Source organism: Actinoallomurus spadix (genome assembly GCF_024055725.1).
Lineage (GTDB): Bacteria > Actinomycetota > Actinomycetes > Streptosporangiales > Streptosporangiaceae > Actinoallomurus > Actinoallomurus spadix.
In genome coordinates this window covers 51,501-69,988 of sequence record NZ_JAMXMX010000014.1, presented here as the reverse complement: position 1 = coordinate 69,988, position 18,488 = coordinate 51,501, and the positions used below count along the sequence as shown (strand labels likewise).

The window sequence follows — 18,488 nt, the reverse complement described above, 5'->3', positions numbered from 1 at the left end:
GCTCCGCTCAGATCCGGGGCAGCAGGTCGGCGAGGGCGGCGCGGTCGCCGACGCCGAGCCTGCGGTACACGCCGACCAGGTGATTGGCGACCGTGCGGGGTGACAGCGTGAGACGGTCGGCGATCTCCCGGTTGCTCAGCCCGGTCGCCGCGAGACCCGCGATCTCCCGCTGCCGTGCCGTGAGCCGCGGTGGCGTGAGCCCGCGCAGGGCCGGGCTGCGGGCGCCCTGACAGCGGCCGGCGAGAGCCCAGGCGCGGGACGCGGCGAAGACGCCGGGCCGCCGGGCCGGCCCGTACGCGGCGGCGGCCTGCGCGGCGGCCTCGGCGGCGTGCAGGAGCAGGCCCATCCGCTCGAAGGCACGGGAGACCGCGTCGAGTTCGGGGCCGTCACCGGCGGCGGCGGCGACCGCGTGCCGGGCGAGGACGGGCGCGAGCGGGCCGTCGACGGCCGGGCACAGGCGGGTCAGCCTTCCGGCGACGAGGGGAGCGGCCCCGAGGCGTACGACATCGTGCAGGGCGAACATCCGGTAGCCGCGCAGACCGTGGGTCTCGGCGTCGTCCGCGGCGGCAAGGGCGGCGGCCACGGCGGCGTCGAGGTCGCCGGCGGCGGCGTGCACCCACGGGCGGGCGAGCGTCGCGGGGAAGTCGATCGGCACGAACGTCCGCAGCGACCGGTCGACGGCGTCGGCGAGGGCACTCTCGGCGGTCGCCCCGTCACCGAGCAGGGCCGAGGCGTGGGCGAGTTCGCCGAGGCACAGCCCGGCGAACCCGGCCTTGTACCCGCCCAGGTTGGCGATGCCCTCGCGAGAGAAGCGGACCGCGTCCGCGGCCTGCCCCCGGAGGAGGCGGATCTGGGCGAGGTGGCCGTCGAACCCGGCCACGCCCAGCCGCCAGGGTGCCTCTTCCCGCATGAGGCGCCGGGTCAGGCCGGTGACCTCCTCCGCCGCGGTCAGGTCGCCCTCGAACAGGAACGAAAGCAGGCGGACGCACTGCAGGCTCCAGTACACGTCGGGCGTGTCATCCCGCCAGCGCGTGGCGTCCCGCAGTGTCGCGTCGGCGAGGGCCCGCGCGGGGACGGTCTTCCCGCCGTGCGCCAGCCGGAGGCCCTCGACGACCGCGGCCTCGGCCGCGCTCGCCGGGTTGCGGACGGCGCCGAGCCGGCGCGCCGCCGCGAGCTGCCGGTCGGAGTCGAGGGGACGCCCGGCGAAGAAGTGGACGAACGCGCTCGCGACCAGCAGATCCTGGCGGACCGCCGGGTCGGTGACGGCGGAGGCGGCCTCCTCGGCGACCCGGTGGGCGTCGGCGTCCCCCACGCTCCACGTGAGTCCGAGCGCGCGGATCCACGCGTAGCCGGAGCGATCGGTCTCGGCGGCCGGGCCGTCCATGACCCGGCGCAGGACCTGCTCGGCCTCCTCCGGCCGGTCGTCGAAGAAGAGCGCGTAGGCCAGCGGAACGGCGGCGGCCGGACCGCCGCCCGCGGCGACCGCGGCCCGGCCCAGCCGCTGCGCCAGCGTGATGTCGAAGACGGACATCGCCAGGCGGCAGGCGGTGATCAGTGGGTGCGGCCGCCGGGCCGTCCCGCTGTCGAGCCGCCACACGGTGACGCGCAGCGCGTCGTCGCGCCGCCGCGCCCCGGTCGCCTCGACGGCGTCGGCGAGCCGGGCGAACAGGTCCCGGGCGCGTTCGGGGGTCGCGCGGGCGCGGACGACCTCCCCGTACAGCGGGTGGGCGGGCCGCACCTGGAGCCGCCGGCCGTCGCGGAAGCCGGTGATGAGCTGTCGTGCCTCGCAGCGTTCGACGGCCGCGGCGTCGGTGAGGCGTGCGAGGACGTCCGCGCCGAGCGGCTCGCCGAACGTGGCGAACTCCAGCGTCTCGCGTTCGTCCTCGTCGAGTTCCCCGATGCGGGCCTCGACGAGGTCGTGGAGCCGGGGGGTTAGGGACAGGTCGCCGCCCCAGCGCCACAGCCCGCCGATCTCGTCGAGCGCCCCGGACACACGGCCGGCGATCACCATCTCGCGCAGGTAGAGGAGGTTGCCCTGCGTCACCCGCCACAGCCGTCGCAGGGTCACCGTCTCGACCCGCCCGCCGAGGACCTGGGCGAGCAGGCGGCCGGTCTCCTCGACCGGCAAGGGCTCGAGTTCGATGCGCCGGACGAGGCCGTCCTTCCACAGGGCGACGACGGGGTCGGGCGCGGGTTCGCCGCTGCGGACGGTCGCCAGCAGGCGGGCCTGGCAGTGCAGCACCATATGGTGGACGAGCGCCGCCGAGGCGAAGTCCAGCAGGTGCGCGTCGTCGACGTTGAGCAGCGGTGTGCCGCCGTCCGGGGGACGCAGGGCCTCCGCGGCCCGGCGCAGGGGGTTCGCGCCGCCGTCGGGCGGGAACCGCTCCGGGAGCAGATGGGCGACCGCGCCGAAGGGCAGGTCGGCGGCGGCCGTCGTGCCGCGCACCGTCACGACCGTGCCGCTCGCGCGCTCCGAGACGGCCTGCGCGGCCAGCCTGCTCTTGCCCGCCCCGGGGGGACCGGCCACGACCACCCCGGCGTACGGCCCGTCGTCGAGGATCGCGCGCACCGCGTCGAGCTGTGCCGTACGGCCGACGAACGGCCAGCGGGCCGGGGCTTCCGCGTCGCGGGGCACCGGTGGGAGGTCCGCCATCAGGTCACCCCTCCGTGGCCGGCCGGAGCGCCGGCCGTGCCGAACAGATCCGCGAGCTCGGCGCGATCGCCGACGCCGAGCCGCTCGTACGCTCTGAGCAGGTGGTTCTCGACCGTACGGACCGAGAGCCCGAGCCGCCCGGCTATCTCGCGATTGGTCGATCCCGTGACGACGAGCTGGATGACCTGGCGCTGGCGCGCGGTGACCTCCGGGGTCGCCATCGCGGCGAGGGCCGGTGTGCGGGCGCCCTGGCACCGGCGGGCGGTGCGCCATGCCCGGGTGTTCGCCGCGCGGGCCGCCGAAGGACGCCCCGCGGACTCGTGCGCGGCCGCCGCCTGGGCCGCCGCCTCCGCGGCGTAGAGGATGAGGCCGAGACGTTCGTACTCCGCAGACACGGCGGCCAGCGCGGAGCCGTCACCGGCCACGGCGGCGTGCCGCGCGTACAGCGGCGCGAGGGCCCCGTCGACCCGCCCGGCCAGGACCGCGAGCCGGCCGGCGGCACGATCGGCCGCGCCGAGGCGTACCGCGTCGTGCAGCGTGGACATCTCGAACGCCGCCAGGCCGTTCGCCCGCGCGCGTGCGGCGCCGTCGAGCGCGGCCGCCACGGCCCCGTCGACGTCGCCGCGGGCGGCCCGCACCCAGGCACGGGCCGACACGGCCGGGAAGTCCGGGGCGAGGCAGGTGGGCAGCGCACGCCGTTCCGCCTCCGCCAGGGCTTCCTCGGCGGCGGGGACGTCGCCGGCGAGCGCCAGCGCGTGGGCGAGCTCCCCGAAGCAGAGCCCGGCGAACCCGGCCGGAGCGTCCCCGAACCGCGCGGCCGCCTCGCGGCACCAGCGGACCGCCGTGCCGACCTCGCCGCGCATGCGGCAGATCTGCCCGCGTACGGCGGCGAGGACCGCGAGGCCGGTGTGCCACGTGCCGGAATCGCCGAGCGCGCGGTAGCCGGCCTCGGCCAGGTCTTCGGCCGCACCGAGATCGCCGGCGACGACGCGGGCCGTCAGGCGCGCCAGGCCGAGCCCGGCGAGGACGTCCGGAACGTCGTCGCGCCAGTCCCGCGCGGTCGCGAGGGCCGCCCGCACGACGGTCGTCGTCTGTTCGGCGCGCCCGCTCCACGCGAGCGCGCCGGCCTCGGCGGCGGCCAGGCGGGCGGCCACCCGGGGGAGCGGCACCCCCATGGCGCGGACGCGGGCGATCAGCGCCGGCGACGCTTCGACACGCCCGGCGAGGACCTCGCAGGACGCCCTGACCGCGAGCAGTTCCTGCCGCCACTCCGGAGCCGTGACCGTGGCGCCCGCGGCGTCGAGGACTTGATGGGCCTCGGCGGCGCGGCCGAGGCCACCGTGGAGGACGCGGGCGCGGGCCGCGGCGACCAGCGCGCGCTCGCGGTCGGTGCCCGCCTCGTCCGCGGCCCGGCGTAACGCCGCCTCGGCCTCCCCGGGCCGGTCGGCGAAGTGCAGGACGGTCCCCAGGAGGACCGCCGCGTCGACGCCGCCACCGGCCGCCAGGGCCGCCCGCCCCAGCCGGACGGCCAGGTCGACGTCGTACGCGGCCCACGCCAGCCGGCAGGCCGCGGCCATGGGCGCGGCGCCGGTGACGCTGTCGCTCCGCAGCCGCCACCCGGCGACGCGCGGCACGTCATGACGCCGGCGCAGCCCCGTGGCCTCGGTCGCCTCCGCCAGCGCGCGCAACCGGTTGCGGGCACGCAGGCCACCGGTCCGCGCGCGGATCACCTCGCCGTACAGCGGATGCGCCGGCCGCGCGAGCCGGCGGCGCCGGTCGGTGACCACCACGACGAGCTCCCGGTCGACGACGCGGCGTACGGCCGCGGGTGACGTGAGGCCGGTGAGGAGATCGAGGCCGACCGGCTCACCGAACGCCACGAGCTCGAGGACCGCCCGCTCCTCCTCGTCGACCTCGCCGATCCGGCCGCCGATCAGCTCTGACAACCGCGGCGCGACGGGCAGGTCGCCCCGCTGCCGCCACACGCCGCGGCGCTCGGTCAGGGCGCCCGCGAGGACGAGTTCACGCAGGAACAGCGGATTGCCCTCGGTGATCCGCCACAGGCGCCGCGAGGTCGCCGCCTCCACCTGGCCGCGAACGCAGTGCGCCAGCATCCGCGCGGTATCGGCCGCCGAGAGCGGGCCGAGCGCCAGCGACGGCACGGGCCCGTCCCGCCACAGCCGCCGGACGTGGGCGGGGACGTCCTCTCCGCTGCGGACGGTGGCGAGCAGCCGCGACCCCCGGGCGACCACCTCCGTCACCAGCGCGGCCGACGCCGGATCGAGCCGGTGGGCGTCGTCGACCGCCACCACCGGCGTGGTGCGGCCGCTCCGCGCGAGCAGCGCGTCGGCCGCCCAGCCGGGGCCGTCGGCCGGCCCGAGCAGATGTTCCCCACCGGAGTCACCGTCCGGGCCGGGACCGGCGGGCAGCAGGTGCGCGAACGCGCCGTACGGCAGGGCGGAGGCGGCCAGGGTGGCCTGGGCCCGGAGCGCGGTGAACCGGGCGGGGTCGAGCTCGGCGATCGCCTCCGCCATCAGGCGCGTCTTTCCCACCCCGGGCGCGCCTGCGATCACGACTCCCCGAGCGGCCCCGTCCGTCAGCAGCGACCGCACCGTGTCGAGCTGGGCCCCGCGGCCGACGAACGGCAAAGGGGACCACATGCACCGATCGTACGGAGGTGACCTCGGTGAGTGACAGAACGGTGGCCGGATCCGGTCAGGGCTGTTCTCCGATTCCCGGGGCGCGGCGCGGGTATGAGGCAGAGGCGTTTCCCGTACGTCACGGCCGCGACCGAGGGCGGGATCGGTGATGCCGGAAGCTCAGACGACGACCTGCGCCATCGCGGGCGGAGGTCCGGCCGGGATCATGCTCGGCCTCCTGCTGGCCCGCGCCGGGGTGCGGACGACGGTGCTGGAGAAGCACGGCGACTTCCTCCGCGACTTCCGGGGCGACACGGTCCACCCGTCCACGCTCCAGATCATGGACGAGCTCGGGCTGGTCGGCGAGCTGGAGAGACTCCCGCACCGGAAGCTGACGACGCTGCGGATCGGAACGGACGCCCGGCCGCTGGTCGACATGGACCTCGGCCGGTTCACCCGGGCGAGGTACCACCACATCGCGATGATCCCGCAGTGGGACTTCCTGACCCTGCTGGTGGAGCACGCGCGGCGGTCTCCGGCGTTCCGGCTGCTGATGAACGCCGAGGTCCTCGGCCCGCTCGAACGAGACGGCGCGGTGCGAGGAGTGCGATACCGGGACGCCTCCGGCGAGCATGAGCTGCGCGCCGTCCTCACCGTCGCCGCGGACGGCCGCCGGTCCGCTCTGTGCGCGGCCGCCGGCATGGTCCCCACCGAGCTCGGCGCGCCGATGGACGTCCTCTGGCTGCGGATCTCCCGGCGGCCCGGCGACGGGAGCGGCCTCGGCGGTTACCTCGGCCGGGGCCAGATGGCGGCGGCGATCGACCGCGGGGACTACTGGCAGATCGCCTACCTGATCCCGAAGGGGTCGTACGAGCGGGTCCGCGCCCAGGGGCTCCCGATGCTGCGGGACCGGCTGGCGGCGCTGGTGCCGTTCCTGGCCGACCGGGTCGGGGAGGTCGACGACTGGGGCAAGGTCGCCTTCCTCGAAGTCGGCCTCGACCGGCTCTCTCGCTGGGACCGGCCGGGCCTGCTCGCCATCGGGGACGCCGCCCACACGATGTCGCCGATCGGCGGCGTCGGCATCAACCTCGCCGTTCAGGACGCCGTCGCGGCCGCCAACCTCCTGGCCGATCCGCTGTACCGCGCGCAGGCCGATCCGGCGCGGTTCGACCGCACGCTCAACCCCGGCCTGGTACGCCGCGTCCAGCGCCGCCGGGCGGTGCCCACGATCGGCACGCAGACCGTCCAGCGGGTCGTCCAGCGTCGTGTCGTCGACCGAGTCTTGGACGAGGCCGAGCCGCGCCTGCCCGCGGTCCTCGAGACTTCCCGGGGCAGGCGGCTGCTGTCCCGGGTGATGGCCAGGATCATGCTCTACGGACTGTTGCCGGAGCACGTTCGCACCCCGGAGCGGCGGGCCGGGACCGGAGCGCCTGTGGCCGTCCGGGATTAGCGCGGCTCCGGGACGGTTCGCCGCCGACCAGCGGGTACGCAGGGATGGTGCGACGGTTGCGTACTGACCGTTCGGACCGGCCACGGTCCTCGTGGCGAGGTCGCGCGCTGATGCTCCTCCCGTTCGCCCTGGTCATGGTGATCGGAGCCGCCGACCTCGTCAATGGGCCGCATGTCCACCTCGGCCCGCTGCTCAGCGTGGCGACGGCGGCGGCGGCCTGCTTCGCGGGTCCCGGTGAGGTCGCCGTCATCGGGCTGGTGGCCGTCACGGCGTACGTGATCGTCGGCGTCTCGGAGACCTGGCGCGGCGTCGCCGAGTACGAGATGCAGCTCTCATCGCTGATCATGATCCTGGGCGTGATGATGTTCGCCTCCACCCTGCGGAAGCGGCGCCGGCGAGAGCTGACGCTCGTGCGCTCGGTGGCCGAGACGGCGCAGCGGGTGCTGATGCGTCCTCTGCCGGAGCGGGTCGGTCCGTTGCGGATCGCCTCGTTGTACCTCACCGCCGAGCAGGAGGCGAGGATCGGTGGTGATCTGTACGGTGCGGCGCGCATCGCGCGGGGCACGCGGTTGATCATCGGGGACGTTCGCGGCAAGGGCCTCGCCGCCGTCGACACCGCCGCCCTTGTGGTGGGGGCGTTCTGGGCGGCGGCCCACCAGCGGTCGGCGCTCTGCGATCTGCTCGCCTTCCTGGACGGCGCCGCCGCCGCCGACCCCGTTCCGGCCGACGGCGGCGGTCCGGGGTGGGGCGAGCGGTTCGTCACCGCGGCCCTGCTGGACATCCCCGATGAGAAGGCGTGCGTGCACGTCGTGAACCGCGGGCATCCGCCGCCGCTGCTCCTGGCGGGAGGAGAGGTCACGGAGCTGGTCGCGACGCGGCCCGCGCCGCCGCTCGGCCTGGGGGACCTGGCTCCGTACGACGCACGGATCGACACCTTCCCCTTCGGTCCCGGCGAGGTCCTGTTCCTCTACACCGACGGCGTGATCGAGGCCCGCGGCGCCGACGGCGGGTTCTACCCCCTCCAGGAGCGCCTGCGGACCCTGGCCGAGGACGACCCCGGCCGGCTCGTCGAGCGCCTGCACGCGGACCTGTGCGCGTACACCGACGAGCTTCTGAACGACGACGTCGCGGTCATCGCGATCAAGCGGGCACCCTAGATGCCCGGTGTCGGCGTCCACCAGCGGGTACGCAGGGATCGTGCGACGGTTCCAGGACGTCCGTGCGGCCCGGCCGTGGGCATGGTGGCGGGGCCGGGCGCTGGTGCTGCTGCCGCTGGCGCTGATCGCGGTGATCATGGTGGCCGACTTCGCCACCGGGCCCCGGGTCCACCTGGGGCCGCTGCTGATCGCGGCGCCGGCGCTCACCGCCTCCTTCGCCGGGCCGGTGGAGGTCGCGCTGATCGGAGTGGCGGCGATCGGCGCCGAGGTGGTCATCGCCGCGGCCGACCGCTGGCGAGGGCTTGTGGAGTACGAGTCGCACCTGTCCTCGCTGGTCCTCATGTCGGTCGTGATCGTGTTCTTCTCCGCCGTACGCCGGCGGCATCAGCGCCAGCTCGCGCTCGTGCGCTCGGTGGCCGAGACGGCGCAGCAGGTGCTGATGCGTCCTCTGCCGGAGCGGGTCGGTCCGTTGCGGATCGCCTCGCTGTACCTGACCGCCCAGGAGGAGGCCAGGATCGGTGGTGATCTGTACGGTGCGGCGCGCATCGCGCGGGGCACGCGATTGATCATCGGAGACGTCCGCGGCAAGGGCCTGGCCGCCGTCGACACCGCCGCCCTGGTCATCGGGGCGTTCTGCGCGGCGGCCCACCAGCGGGCGGCGCTCCGCGATCTGCTCGCCTTCCTCGACGGCGCCGCCACCGTCGAGCTCGCCACCAGCGAGGAGGGGGAGGCGGGGGCGGGAGAGAACTTCGTCACCGCCGCCGTCGTGGACATCCCCGACGAAGAGCCGCGCGTGCACATCGTGAACCGCGGGCATCCCTCACCTCTGCTGCTGACCGGCGGCCGGGTCAGGGAACTCCGGGCGACGCGGCCCGCGCCGCCGCTCGGCCTGGGGAACCTGGCCGCGCCGGACGCCCACGCCGACTCGTTCCCGTTCCGGCCCGGTGACCTGCTGCTCCTGTACACCGATGGAGTGATCGAGACCCGCGACGCCGACCGCAGGTTCTATCCCCTCCGGGAACGGCTGCTCGCGTGGGAGGAGGACGATCCGGGCCGGCTCGTCGAGCGCCTGCACGAGGACCTGTGCGCCTACGCGGCGGACCGGCTGGACGACGACGTCGCCGTGATCGCCGTCAAGCGGATGCCGGGGCAGGGGCTTGGCGGCCTCCGGAGCCCATCATAGGGTGACGACGTATGAGCAATCGTTCAGATGATCAGGTGGTCGTCGGTCTCGAATCCTGCACCGTCCGGGTCGTCGACGCCGACCGCGTCGCGACCGTGTGCGCGTCGATGCCGCCCGCGGACGACGTCGCCGAGGTCGCGGACGTCTTCGGGCTGCTCGCCGACCCCGGCCGGTTGAAGGTCCTGGTCGCCCTGCTGGAGGGCGAGATGTGCGTCTGCGACCTGGCGGCGGTCGCCGGCGCCAGCGAGTCGGCGGTCTCCCACCACCTGCGGTTGCTCCGCGCCCACCGGGTCGTCCAGGCGCGCCGGTCCGGGCGGATGGCCTACTACCGGCTCGCCGACGCGCACGTGCGCATGCTGCTGGACGTCGCGCTCACCCACATCGGCCACGCACCGGCCGCGGCCCACCCCGAACGCCAGGAGACCGAGGGAGACGCGACATGAGCGCCGACGGCCACGACCACTCCCCGTCCGCCGGCGGCCACGACCACTCCCCGTCCGCCGGCGGCCACGCGGGCCACGCCCACGGCATCGGCGAGAACGCCGACGCGCGCCTGCTGAGCGGGGCACTCGGCCTGATCCTCGCGTTCATGGCCGGAGAGGTCGCCGTCGGCCTGCTGGCGGGCTCCCTGGCGCTGATCTCCGACGCGGCGCACATGCTGACCGACGCCGCCTCCATCGCCCTGGCGCTGGTGGCCATGCGACTGGCCGCCAAGCCGCCGAAGGGCGGTTACACGTACGGTCTGCAGCGCGCCGAGATCCTCTCCGCCCAGGCCAACGGGCTGTCCCTGCTGCTGCTGTCGGCCTGGCTCACCTACGAGGCGATCCGGCGGCTGATCAGCCCGCCCGAGGTCACCGGCGGCCTCGTGCTCGGCACCGCGCTGGTCGGCATCGTCGTCAATGCCGGAGCCACCTGGATGATCTCCCGCGCCGACCGCACCAGCCTCAACATCGAGGGCGCCTTCCGGCACATCCTCACCGACGCGTACGCCTTCATCGCCACGGCCGTCGCCGGCCTCGTCATGATCGTGACCGGCTTCGCCCGCGCGGACGCCATCGCCTCCCTGGTCGTGGTCGTCCTGATGGTGCGGGCGGGGCTCGGACTGGTGCGCGAGTCGGGGCGGATCTTCCTCGAGGCCGCGCCCGCGGGAGTCTCCCCGGATGAGGTCGGCAAGGCCCTGGCCGCCCGCCCGTACGTCACCGAGGTGCACGACCTGCACATCTGGCAGATCACGGCGGGGAAGACCGCGGCCTCCGCGCACGTTCTCGTCGCCCCGGGCGAGGACTGCCACTCGGTACGCGCCGACCTGGAGGCGGTGCTCGCCGAGTCGTACGGGATCACCCACACGACGCTCCAGGTCGACCACAACTCCGGCCCGCTGCTGTCGATCGGCCCCCGGCCGGAGGAGCACTGCGGCGACTCCCACGGCCCCGCCCACCGCCCCGGCCCCGACCACGCCTCGTAAGTCCTCAGCCGAGGGACAGCCAGCGGATGCCCGCGCGCTCGACCTCGGCGGTATCCTCGTCGGTCATCGGCTCCGGCCGGTGGCCTTGCGCAGGAATGTCACTCGGTCCCAGCCCAGGCGGCGCACTTCTTCAAGTCCACGAGGGCCGAGGAGCAACTGGGTGAGCAGACGGCCGGCGGACGCGGTCAGCCAGGGTCGGCGCCCGATGGCGGCGGCGAGGTCCAGGCCGTGCACGGCCACCTCGACCACGCGGGTGACCAGGAAGTCGGTCAGCAGCATCGGATCACCGTGACGCGTGCGGACCACGCGATCGCCGGGCTCCTTCTCGCACAGGCGGGCCGCCGTTCTCCATACGTCGTCGAACTCTTGGACGAGGTCGTTTCCGCTGGGTGCCTGCGCCGCGCGTTCGCGGGCCAGCTCGATACGCCGACTGTTGGTCTCAGGCGAGAAACGAGCATCGCCCCGGTAGTAGTCGACGGCCGAGACCGTCGCCTGCGGCGGGGCGTCCCCGTCCAGCATCGTCGGCAGAACGACCTGAATGCGAGATCAGAAGTCGTCGGCGAAGTCCAGGAGGGTGACTTCGACACATTGGTTACCGACGCTGTCTGACCTGCTGCTTTTTCGCCATTCTGCCGACGCTGCGTCCGTCTTCACGCGGTCATCTCCTTGATCGTCTCTTTGTCGCGCGATCGAAACTGGCGCACCTTGTTTTCATAGGCGTCTACTGAAAGAAGAATTCTCGGTTCCGGCTCAGTTCCCGTGATGCCTGCGGCTCGCCGTTGGCCGGGTGTGTTCCGCCTGCCAGTGCGGGGTTGGTGCGGGGTGGTCCTGGCAGGCGCCGGGGGTGCCGGCTTGTTTTCCAGGGGCGTCTACTCAAGAGAGAGGATTCTTCCCTCGGTAGACGCTGACGGGAACAAGGTGCCTCTCGGTGGTGCCCGCTTTGCCCGAGGTGGTGCGTTGTGTCCCTGAGTGTGCGGCGACGATGAGCCCCCATCACGAGATCTGAGCCAGAGCCCGAAATGGGGGTGCGATCTGATCATGAGTCGTTCTCACACGAACCGCTTCCCCGCTGCGAGTTCTCCCAGCGAAGCGGAGATCGTTCAGGCGCTTTGTGCGCGAACGGGCTCACGGGAAACCGTAGGCCCAAAGGAGACAACGCCCAACGCGACAGGGCACGCCGGCACGGACGAGGACGCCGCGACGGTCACGACGACTCATCACGCGATTCGAGCCAGAACCGAATTCTCTCGCCTGGGCAGACACCCCTGGGAAACAAGCCGGCACTCCGGCGCCGGCCAGAACCAGCCCGCACTGTACAGATGGAACACACCCAGCCAACGGCGAGCCGCAGGCATCACGGAAAGTGAGCCAGAACCTCAGACCTGTTCGACGCGGGACTAGGCGTCGTAGTCGAGGCCGACGCGGTCGGACAGGGGCGTCGACTGGCAGGTCAGCACGAAGCCGGCGTCGACCTCGGACTCCTCCAGGGCGAAGTTGCGCCGCATGTGGACCTTGCCGTCGGTGACCCGGGCGCGGCAGGTGCTGCAGACGCCGCCCTTGCAGGCGAACGGCAGGTCGGGCCGGACTCGCTGCATCGCGTCCAGCAGCGGGGTGTCGCGCGGCACGGCGGCCGTCGTCGAGCGGCCGTCGAGGAGGATCGTCACCTCGCTCGTGGCGCCGTCGGGCGCGGCGTCCTCGTGGCGGACCGGCACGGGCGGCACGTCGTCGACGAAGAACAGCTCCCGGTGGATCCGGCCCGCCGGGACGCCCGCCCGGTCCAGTACGGCCCGCAGGTCCTCGACCATGGCGTACGGCCCGCACAGCCACCAGTGCGCCACGTCCGCGAGCGGGGGCAGCAGCGCGCGCAGGGCGGTGAACTTGGCCGCGTCCAGCCGCCCGGTGAACAGCTCGGTCTCCAGCGGTTCGCGGGACAGGACGTGGACGAGTTCCAGGCGGTCGAGGTGGCGGTCCTTCAGGTCGGCCAGCTCGTCGGCGAACATCACGGTGTCCGTGCGCCGGTTCGCGTACAGCAGGGTCGCGGTGGCGGTGGGATCGCGCAGGACCGTGGCGGCGATCGACAGGACCGGCGTGATGCCGGACCCGGCGGCGACGAACACGTGGTGGCCGGCCGTCTCGTCGCCGGGTGTGAACCCGCCGGTCGGCGGTCCCACCTCGATCTCGTCGCCGGGGCGGACCTCCCGTACGAGCCAGGAGGAGAACAGGCCGTCCGGGACCTCGCGGACGCCGATGCGCGGTGCGGCGCCCTCGGCCGCGCAGATGGAGTACGACCGCCGCTCCTCCCGCCCGCCGATCTCGCGGCGCAGCGTCAGCGACTGGCCGGCGCGGAAGGCGTACGCGTCGCCGAGCTCCGGCGGGACGTCGAACGTCACCGCGACCGCGTCGGCGCACAGCCGCTCCACCGACGCGACCCGCAGGCGGTGGAATCCTCCGCGCGCCCGCGCGGGCGCCGGTGTGCTGACGGTCACCTAGATCTCCTTGACGTGCTCGAACGGTTCGAGACAGGCACGGCACCGGCGCAGCGCCTTGCAGGCGGTCGCGCCGAACGCCGAGGTCTCCTCGGTGTCCGCGGACCCACAGCGGGGGCACCGGACCGTACGGACGGTGGGGCCGAGGGTGAGGGGGATCGGCCCGTCCGCGCGGCGCGGGGCGGCGCCGGGCGGCGCGATGCCGGCCTCGGCGAGCCGGCGGCGGCCCGCCGCGCTGATCCAGTCGGTGCTCCACGGCGGGTGCAGGACGGTGCGCACCTCGACCCGCTCGTGGCCCGCCGCCCGCAGCGCGCGGATGAGGTCGGCGCGCATGGCGTCCATCGCGGGGCAGCCGGAGTAGGTCGGGGTGATGGTCACGACGACCCGGCCGTCCTCCTCGGTCACGTCGCGCAGCACGCCGAGGTCGGCGAGGGTGAGCATGGGCAGCTCCGGGTCGGTGACCGTCTCGGCCACCGACCGCGCGTCCGTCGTCGCGGTCACCATGTCGCCTCCGGATGCGCGCGGGCCACGCTCTGCAGCTCGGCCAGCAGCGGCGCGAGGGCGTCGGTGTGCGCGCCACGGCCCCCGCCCGGCTCCGGCGGCACGTCGGGACGGCGCAGCGTCGCCGCCGTGAGGACCTGGTCGAGTACGGCGTCGAACTCCGCGCGCAGACCGGCCGGGTCGGCCGCGACGCCCGCGCGGGCCAGGCGCTCCTCCACCTCGTGCGGCGCGAACAGCTCGCCGACCAGCGGCCACAGCCGGTCGAGCCCGGCCTGCATCCGGCGGTGCGACTCCTCGGTGCCGTCGCCGAGGCGCACGGCCCACTGGGCGGCGTGGTCGCGATGGTAGGCGACCTCCTTGACGCCCTTGGCGGCGATCGCGGCCAGGACCGGGTCGCGGGACGTGATCAGGCGCTGCAGCAGCGCGAGCCGCCAGGTGGCGAACACGAGCAGCTTTGCGATCAGGTCGCCGAAGTCGCCGCGAGGCGTCTCGGTGAGCCGGACGTTGGCGAAGTCCTCAGGCTCGCGGAAGTAGGCGTAGGCGTCCTCGCCGCGGCCGGTGCCGTCGGCGTGGCCCGCGCGGGCGTACAGCATGCGGGTCTGGCCGAGCAGGTCGAGCCCGATGTTGGCGAGCGCGACCTCCTCCTCCAGGTCCGGCGCGTTCGTGCACCATTCCTGGAGCCGGTGCGACATGACCAGGGCGTCGTCGCCGAGCATGAGGCAGTAGGCGGCCAGATCGGCGCCGGCGACGTCCGGCGGGACGGTGGTGTCGACCCCGGCCAGCGGATCGGCGAACCCGGTGCCGAACGCCCACCGGGCGTCGCCGTCCTCGCTCAGGGCCTCGTAGACGTTGTCGAAGGACATGACGCTCCGATCACATGTGCGGCACGTCGTCGGGGATGTCGTAGAAGGTCGGGTGCCGGTAGACCTTGTCCGCCGACGGCGCGAAGAACGGATCCTTCTCGTCGGGGCTGGACGCCGCGATGTGCGACGCCTTCACGACCCAGATGCTCACGCCCTCGTTGCGGCGGGTGTACAGGTCCCGCGCGTTGCGCAGGGCCATCTCGTCGTCCGGTGCGTGCAGCGAGCCGACGTGGACGTGGTTCAGCCCGCGCTTCCCCCGCACGAACACCTCGTACAGGAACGTCTCGCTCATCGCGTCCTCCGCTTCGCGGCGTGGGCGGCTGCGGCCTCGCGGACCCACGCGCCCTCCTCGTGGGCGCGGCGGCGCCGGGCGACGCGCTCGGCGTTGCACGGTCCATCGCCGCTCAGCACCCGTTTGAACTCGTCCCAGTCGATCGGGCCGAAGTCGTGGTGGCCGCGCTCGGGGTTCCACCTCAGGTCGGGGTCGGGGAGCGTGACGCCCAGCGCCTCGGCCTGCGGGACCGTCATGTCGACGAACCGCTGGCGCAGTTCGTCGTTGGTGTGCCGCTTGATCTTCCAGGCCATCGACCGGGCGGTGTTCGGCGAGTCCGCGTCGGGCGGGCCGAACATCATCAGGCTCGGCCACCACCAGCGGTTCACGGCGTCCTGCACCATCTCCTTCTGGGCGCCGGTGCCGCGCATCATCGTCATCAGCAGCTCGTAACCCTGCCGCTGGTGGAACGACTCCTCCTTGCAGATGCGGATCATCGCGCGGGCGTACGGGCCGTACGAGCTGCGGCACAGCGGCACCTGGTTGCAGATCGCGGCGCCGTCGACGAGCCAGCCGATCACCCCGACGTCGGCGTACGTCAGCGTCGGGTAGTTGAAGATCGAGGAGTACTTCTGCCGCCGCTCGATCAGCCGGGTCGTCAGGTCGGCCCGGTCGACGCCGAGGGTCTCGGTGGCGGAGTAGAGGTACAGGCCGTGACCCGCCTCGTCCTGCACCTTGGCGAGCAGGATCGCCTTGCGCCGCAGCGACGGCGCCCGGGTGATCCAGTCGCCCTCCGGCTGCATCCCGATGATCTCGGAGTGCGCGTGCTGCGCGATCTGCCGGATCATCGTGGCGCGGTACGCGTCCGGCATCCAGTCCCGGGGCTCGATCCGCTGGTCCCGCTCGATCGTGTGCTCGAAGTGCCGCTCCAGGCCCTCCTCGGCCACGACGGTCATGACGTCTTCTCCTTCGCGACCAGGGTGAGCACGTCGTACTTGGCGACCGACTCCCCGGTCTGGTTGGTCACGTCGGCGTCCCAGCGCACCTCGCCGTAGTCGGCGTTCGCGCGCGGGGTGATCTGCTTGGCGGTCAGCGTCACGGTCAGCTCGTCGCCCGGCTTGACCGGTGTGAGGAACCGGAGATTCTCCAGGCCGTAGTTGGCGAGGACGGGGCCCGGCTCGGGGGAGACGAACAGCCCGGCGGCCAGCGACACGACCAGGTAGCCGTGCGCGACGATCCCGCCGAACAGCGGGTTCGCCCGCGCCGCCTCCTCGTCGGTGTGGGCGTAGAACGTGTCGCCGGTGAACTCCGCGAAGTGGTCGATGTCCTCCAGGGTCACCGTGCGGGGCCCGGCGGTGACCGCGTCGCCGACCCGCAGCTCGGCCAGGGACTTGCGGAACGGGTGAACGCCCTCGCCGCTGCCGGAGACGTGCGTACGCCGCGGGGCGCCCGCGACCCAGCGGCCGGTGATCGCGCTCAGCGTCCTCGGGTCGGCCTGGACGGCGGTGCGCTGCATGTGGTGCAGCACGCCGCGCAGGCCGCCCATCTCCTCGCCGCCGCCCGCGCGGCCCGGCCCGCCGTGCACCAGGCCCGGGAGCGGCGAGCCGTGCCCGGTCGACTCCTTCGCGTCGTCGCGGTCGAGGACGAGCAGCCGGCCGTGCCACGGCGCGAGGCCGAGCACGATCTCCCGGGCGAAGTCGGTGTCGGCCGTGACCACGGAGCCGGCGAGGCTGCCCCGGCCGCGCGCGGCCAGCTCGATCGCCTGCTCGGCCGAGGCGTACGGCAGGAGCGTGGACACCGGCCCGAACGCCTCCACCTCGTGCGGCTCTGCGCGGTCGGGGTCGTCGCAGCGCAGCAGCAGGGGGGAGATGAACGCGCCCCGGTCGGCGTCGGCGCCCAGCACCTCGACGCGGTCGGGGTCGCCGAAGATCAGGTGAGCGGCGCCGCGCAGGGCCTTGACGGACCGGCGGACCTCTTCCCGCTGGTCGAGGCTCGCCAGGGCCCCCATCCGGACGTCCTCACGCGACGGGTCGCCGACGGTGACCTTGGCCAGCCGCTCCCGCACCGCCGCCGCGACGTCGTCCATCAGCTCGGCGGGGACCAGGGCCCGCCGGATCGCGGTGCACTTCTGCCCGGCCTTCACCGTCATCTCGGTGACGAGCTGCTTGACGTACAGGTCGAACTCGGGCGTGCCGGGCCGGGCGTCCGGCCCGAGGATCGAGCAGTTCAGCGAGTCGGCCTCGGCGGTGAACCGCACCGCGTCGCGGACGATCGCCGGGTGCGCCCGGAGCTTGCGCGCGGTGGCGGCCGAGCCGGTGAACGCGACCAGGTCCTGGTCGGTCACGTGGTCGAGCAGGTCGCCGGGCGGGCCGCAGACGAGCTGTACGGTGCCCTCCGGCAGCAGGCCGGAGTCGACGATCAGCCGGACCAGCCGCTCGGTGAGGTACGCGGTCTGCTCCGCCGGCTTGATCAGGCAGGGCATCCCGGCGAGGAACGCGGGGGCGAGCTTCTCCAGCGGCCCCCACACCGGGAAGTTGAACGCGTTGATCTGGACGGCGACGCCGCGCAGCGGCGTGCAGACGTGCTGCCCGGCGAACGTGCCGCCCTTGCCCAGCGGCTCGACGGCCCCCTCGACGTAGACCGTGTCGTTCGGCAGCTCGCGGCGGCCCCGGCTCGCGTACGCGAACAGCACGCCGATGCCGCCGTCCACGTCGAAGCGCGAGTCGTTCAGCGTCGCGCCGGTCCGGGCCGACAGCGCGTACAGCTCCTCGCGGTGCTCACGCAGGTGCGAGGCCAGGGCCTTCAGCAGGGCGGCGCGCTGGTGGAAGGTGAGCTCGCGCAGCGCCGGCCCGCCGACGCGGCGGCCGTACTCCAGGGCGGCGGCCAGGTCGATCCCCGCGGTGGAGACGCGGGCGATCTCCTCGCCGGTCACCGCGTCGTGCAGCGGAATCCCCTCGCCCGTCGGCGCCTGCCACCGGCCGCCGACGTAGCTGTGCAGTGCGGTCATCGAGCCGGCCTCCAGAGGAATAACTGACCGAATGGTAGGTAATTAATGCTACCGTGCGACCATGGTGGAGGGAAGAGGGCGACCGGGGGACCGTACGGCCGGGACGGCGGGGCGGAGGACCCGGCGGGGCCGGCCCGGCTACGACCGGGAGTCCCTGCTGCGGGTCGCGGTCGGCCTGTTCAACGAGCGCGGCTTCGACGGCACGAGCATGGACGACCTCGCCCGTGAGCTCGGCGTCACCAAGGCCGCGATCTACCACCACGTCCCGGGCAAACAGGAGCTGCTGCGGCTGGCCGTCGACCGCGCCCTCGACGGGCTGTTCGCGCTGGTCGGCGAGCTGGACTCCGTCCCCGGGCGTGCGGTCGACCGCCTGGAGCACCTCGTACGGGGCAGTGTGACCGTCCTGGTCGACCGGCTGCCGTTCGTCACGCTGCTGCTGCGGGTGCGCGGCAACACCCAGGTCGAGCGGGACGCCCTCGAACGGCGGCGGGAGTTCGACCGCATCGTGGCCGGCCTCGTCGCCGACGCCGTCGCCGACGGCGACCTGCGGAGCGACGTCGACCCGGCCACCACCGCCCGCCTGCTGTTCGGCATGGTCAACTCACTGATCGAGTGGTACCGCCCGCACGGCGGCGACATCGGCGGCCCCGACCTCGCGGACGCCGTCACGAAGGTCGCCTTCGACGGCCTCCGCCCCCGCCCGGCGGCTTAGCGCCCGCCTTCGTTGGACGCTAGTGTCGGACAATATGGAGGTGGGCGAGTCCGAGGGCCTCATCACGGCGCTTCTCGAGCTTTTCGAGGCGGTCGGAGGTG

General features: G+C 73.9%; 16 protein-coding genes. 6 read left to right on the top strand and 10 right to left on the bottom strand.

Annotation, left to right across the window (positions count from 1 at the left end):
• Positions 1-7: 7 nt before the first annotated feature.
• Together NE235_RS21695 and NE235_RS21690 are read right to left on the bottom strand one after the other, a co-directional pair.
• Positions 8-2,653 carry a LuxR C-terminal-related transcriptional regulator gene (locus tag NE235_RS21695; protein WP_252805844.1) on the bottom strand — a complete coding sequence of 882 codons (2,646 nt, stop codon included), beginning with the start codon at positions 2,651-2,653 and terminating at the stop codon, positions 8-10.
• The gene (locus NE235_RS21690; RefSeq protein ID WP_252805842.1) at positions 2,653-5,313 is read right to left on the bottom strand and encodes a helix-turn-helix transcriptional regulator; all 2,661 of its coding nucleotides are present in this window, start codon (positions 5,311-5,313) and stop codon (positions 2,653-2,655) included. Before NE235_RS21690 ends, NE235_RS21695 begins: the two co-directional genes overlap by 1 nt.
• Before the next feature lie 148 nt (positions 5,314-5,461).
• Between NE235_RS21690 and NE235_RS21685 the strand changes: the two genes are divergently transcribed.
• The 5 genes from NE235_RS21685 (at position 5,462) to NE235_RS21665 (ending at position 10,547) form a co-directional block, all read left to right on the top strand.
• Positions 5,462-6,742: an FAD-dependent oxidoreductase gene (locus NE235_RS21685; RefSeq protein ID WP_252805840.1), complete on the top strand. Its 1,281-nt coding sequence runs from the start codon at positions 5,462-5,464 to the stop codon at positions 6,740-6,742.
• 110 nt (positions 6,743-6,852) lie between these two features.
• Positions 6,853-7,899: a PP2C family protein-serine/threonine phosphatase gene (locus NE235_RS21680; RefSeq protein WP_252805838.1), complete on the top strand. Its 1,047-nt coding sequence runs from the start codon at positions 6,853-6,855 to the stop codon at positions 7,897-7,899.
• Between the two features lie 40 nt (positions 7,900-7,939).
• Positions 7,940-9,082, top strand: a complete 1,143-nt coding sequence (locus NE235_RS21675) for a PP2C family protein-serine/threonine phosphatase (protein WP_252805836.1) — start codon at positions 7,940-7,942, stop codon at positions 9,080-9,082.
• Between the two features lie 11 nt (positions 9,083-9,093).
• Positions 9,094-9,525, top strand: a complete 432-nt coding sequence (locus tag NE235_RS21670) for an ArsR/SmtB family transcription factor (RefSeq protein ID WP_252805834.1) — start codon at positions 9,094-9,096, stop codon at positions 9,523-9,525.
• Positions 9,522-10,547 carry a cation diffusion facilitator family transporter gene (locus NE235_RS21665; RefSeq protein ID WP_252805833.1) on the top strand — a complete coding sequence of 342 codons (1,026 nt, stop codon included), beginning with the start codon at positions 9,522-9,524 and terminating at the stop codon, positions 10,545-10,547. Before NE235_RS21670 ends, NE235_RS21665 begins: the two co-directional genes overlap by 4 nt.
• 63 nt (positions 10,548-10,610) lie before the next feature.
• Here the strand turns inward: NE235_RS21665 and NE235_RS21660 are convergent, their stop codons facing one another.
• The 8 genes from NE235_RS21660 to paaZ form a co-directional block, all read right to left on the bottom strand.
• Positions 10,611-11,066 (bottom strand): maleylpyruvate isomerase N-terminal domain-containing protein, encoded by a 456-nt coding sequence (locus NE235_RS21660; protein ID WP_252805830.1) that lies wholly within the window; start codon positions 11,064-11,066, stop codon positions 10,611-10,613.
• A 27-nt stretch (positions 11,067-11,093) separates the two neighbouring features.
• On the bottom strand, positions 11,094-11,201 hold the full coding sequence (locus NE235_RS38740; RefSeq protein ID WP_406567615.1) for a DUF397 domain-containing protein: 108 nt from the start codon (positions 11,199-11,201) through the stop codon (positions 11,094-11,096).
• Between the two features lie 743 nt (positions 11,202-11,944).
• Positions 11,945-13,033 carry a 1,2-phenylacetyl-CoA epoxidase subunit PaaE gene (gene paaE, locus NE235_RS21655; protein WP_252805828.1) on the bottom strand — a complete coding sequence of 363 codons (1,089 nt, stop codon included), beginning with the start codon at positions 13,031-13,033 and terminating at the stop codon, positions 11,945-11,947.
• Entirely contained in the window at positions 13,034-13,537 is a 504-nt protein-coding gene (gene paaD / locus NE235_RS21650) for a 1,2-phenylacetyl-CoA epoxidase subunit PaaD (protein ID WP_252805825.1), read from the bottom strand. It lies immediately after the preceding gene.
• A complete protein-coding gene (gene paaC, locus NE235_RS21645) occupies positions 13,531-14,397 on the bottom strand; it encodes a 1,2-phenylacetyl-CoA epoxidase subunit PaaC (RefSeq protein ID WP_252805823.1) in 867 nt (288 codons plus the stop codon). The genes paaD and paaC overlap by 7 nt, the downstream gene beginning before the upstream one ends.
• A gap of 10 nt (positions 14,398-14,407) precedes the next feature.
• A complete protein-coding gene (gene paaB / locus NE235_RS21640; RefSeq protein WP_252805821.1) occupies positions 14,408-14,689 on the bottom strand; it encodes a 1,2-phenylacetyl-CoA epoxidase subunit PaaB in 282 nt (93 codons plus the stop codon).
• Complete coding sequence (paaA, locus tag NE235_RS21635; RefSeq protein ID WP_252805818.1) at positions 14,686-15,624, bottom strand: 1,2-phenylacetyl-CoA epoxidase subunit PaaA; 939 nt, start codon at positions 15,622-15,624, stop codon at positions 14,686-14,688. Before paaA ends, paaB begins: the two co-directional genes overlap by 4 nt.
• Positions 15,621-17,675 (bottom strand): phenylacetic acid degradation bifunctional protein PaaZ, encoded by a 2,055-nt coding sequence (paaZ, locus tag NE235_RS21630; RefSeq protein WP_252805816.1) that lies wholly within the window; start codon positions 17,673-17,675, stop codon positions 15,621-15,623. The genes paaA and paaZ overlap by 4 nt, the downstream gene beginning before the upstream one ends.
• A gap of 61 nt (positions 17,676-17,736) precedes the next feature.
• Between paaZ and NE235_RS21625 the strand changes: the two genes are divergently transcribed.
• A complete protein-coding gene (locus NE235_RS21625; protein WP_252805814.1) occupies positions 17,737-18,387 on the top strand; it encodes a TetR/AcrR family transcriptional regulator in 651 nt (216 codons plus the stop codon).
• Positions 18,388-18,488: the final 101 nt, after the last annotated feature.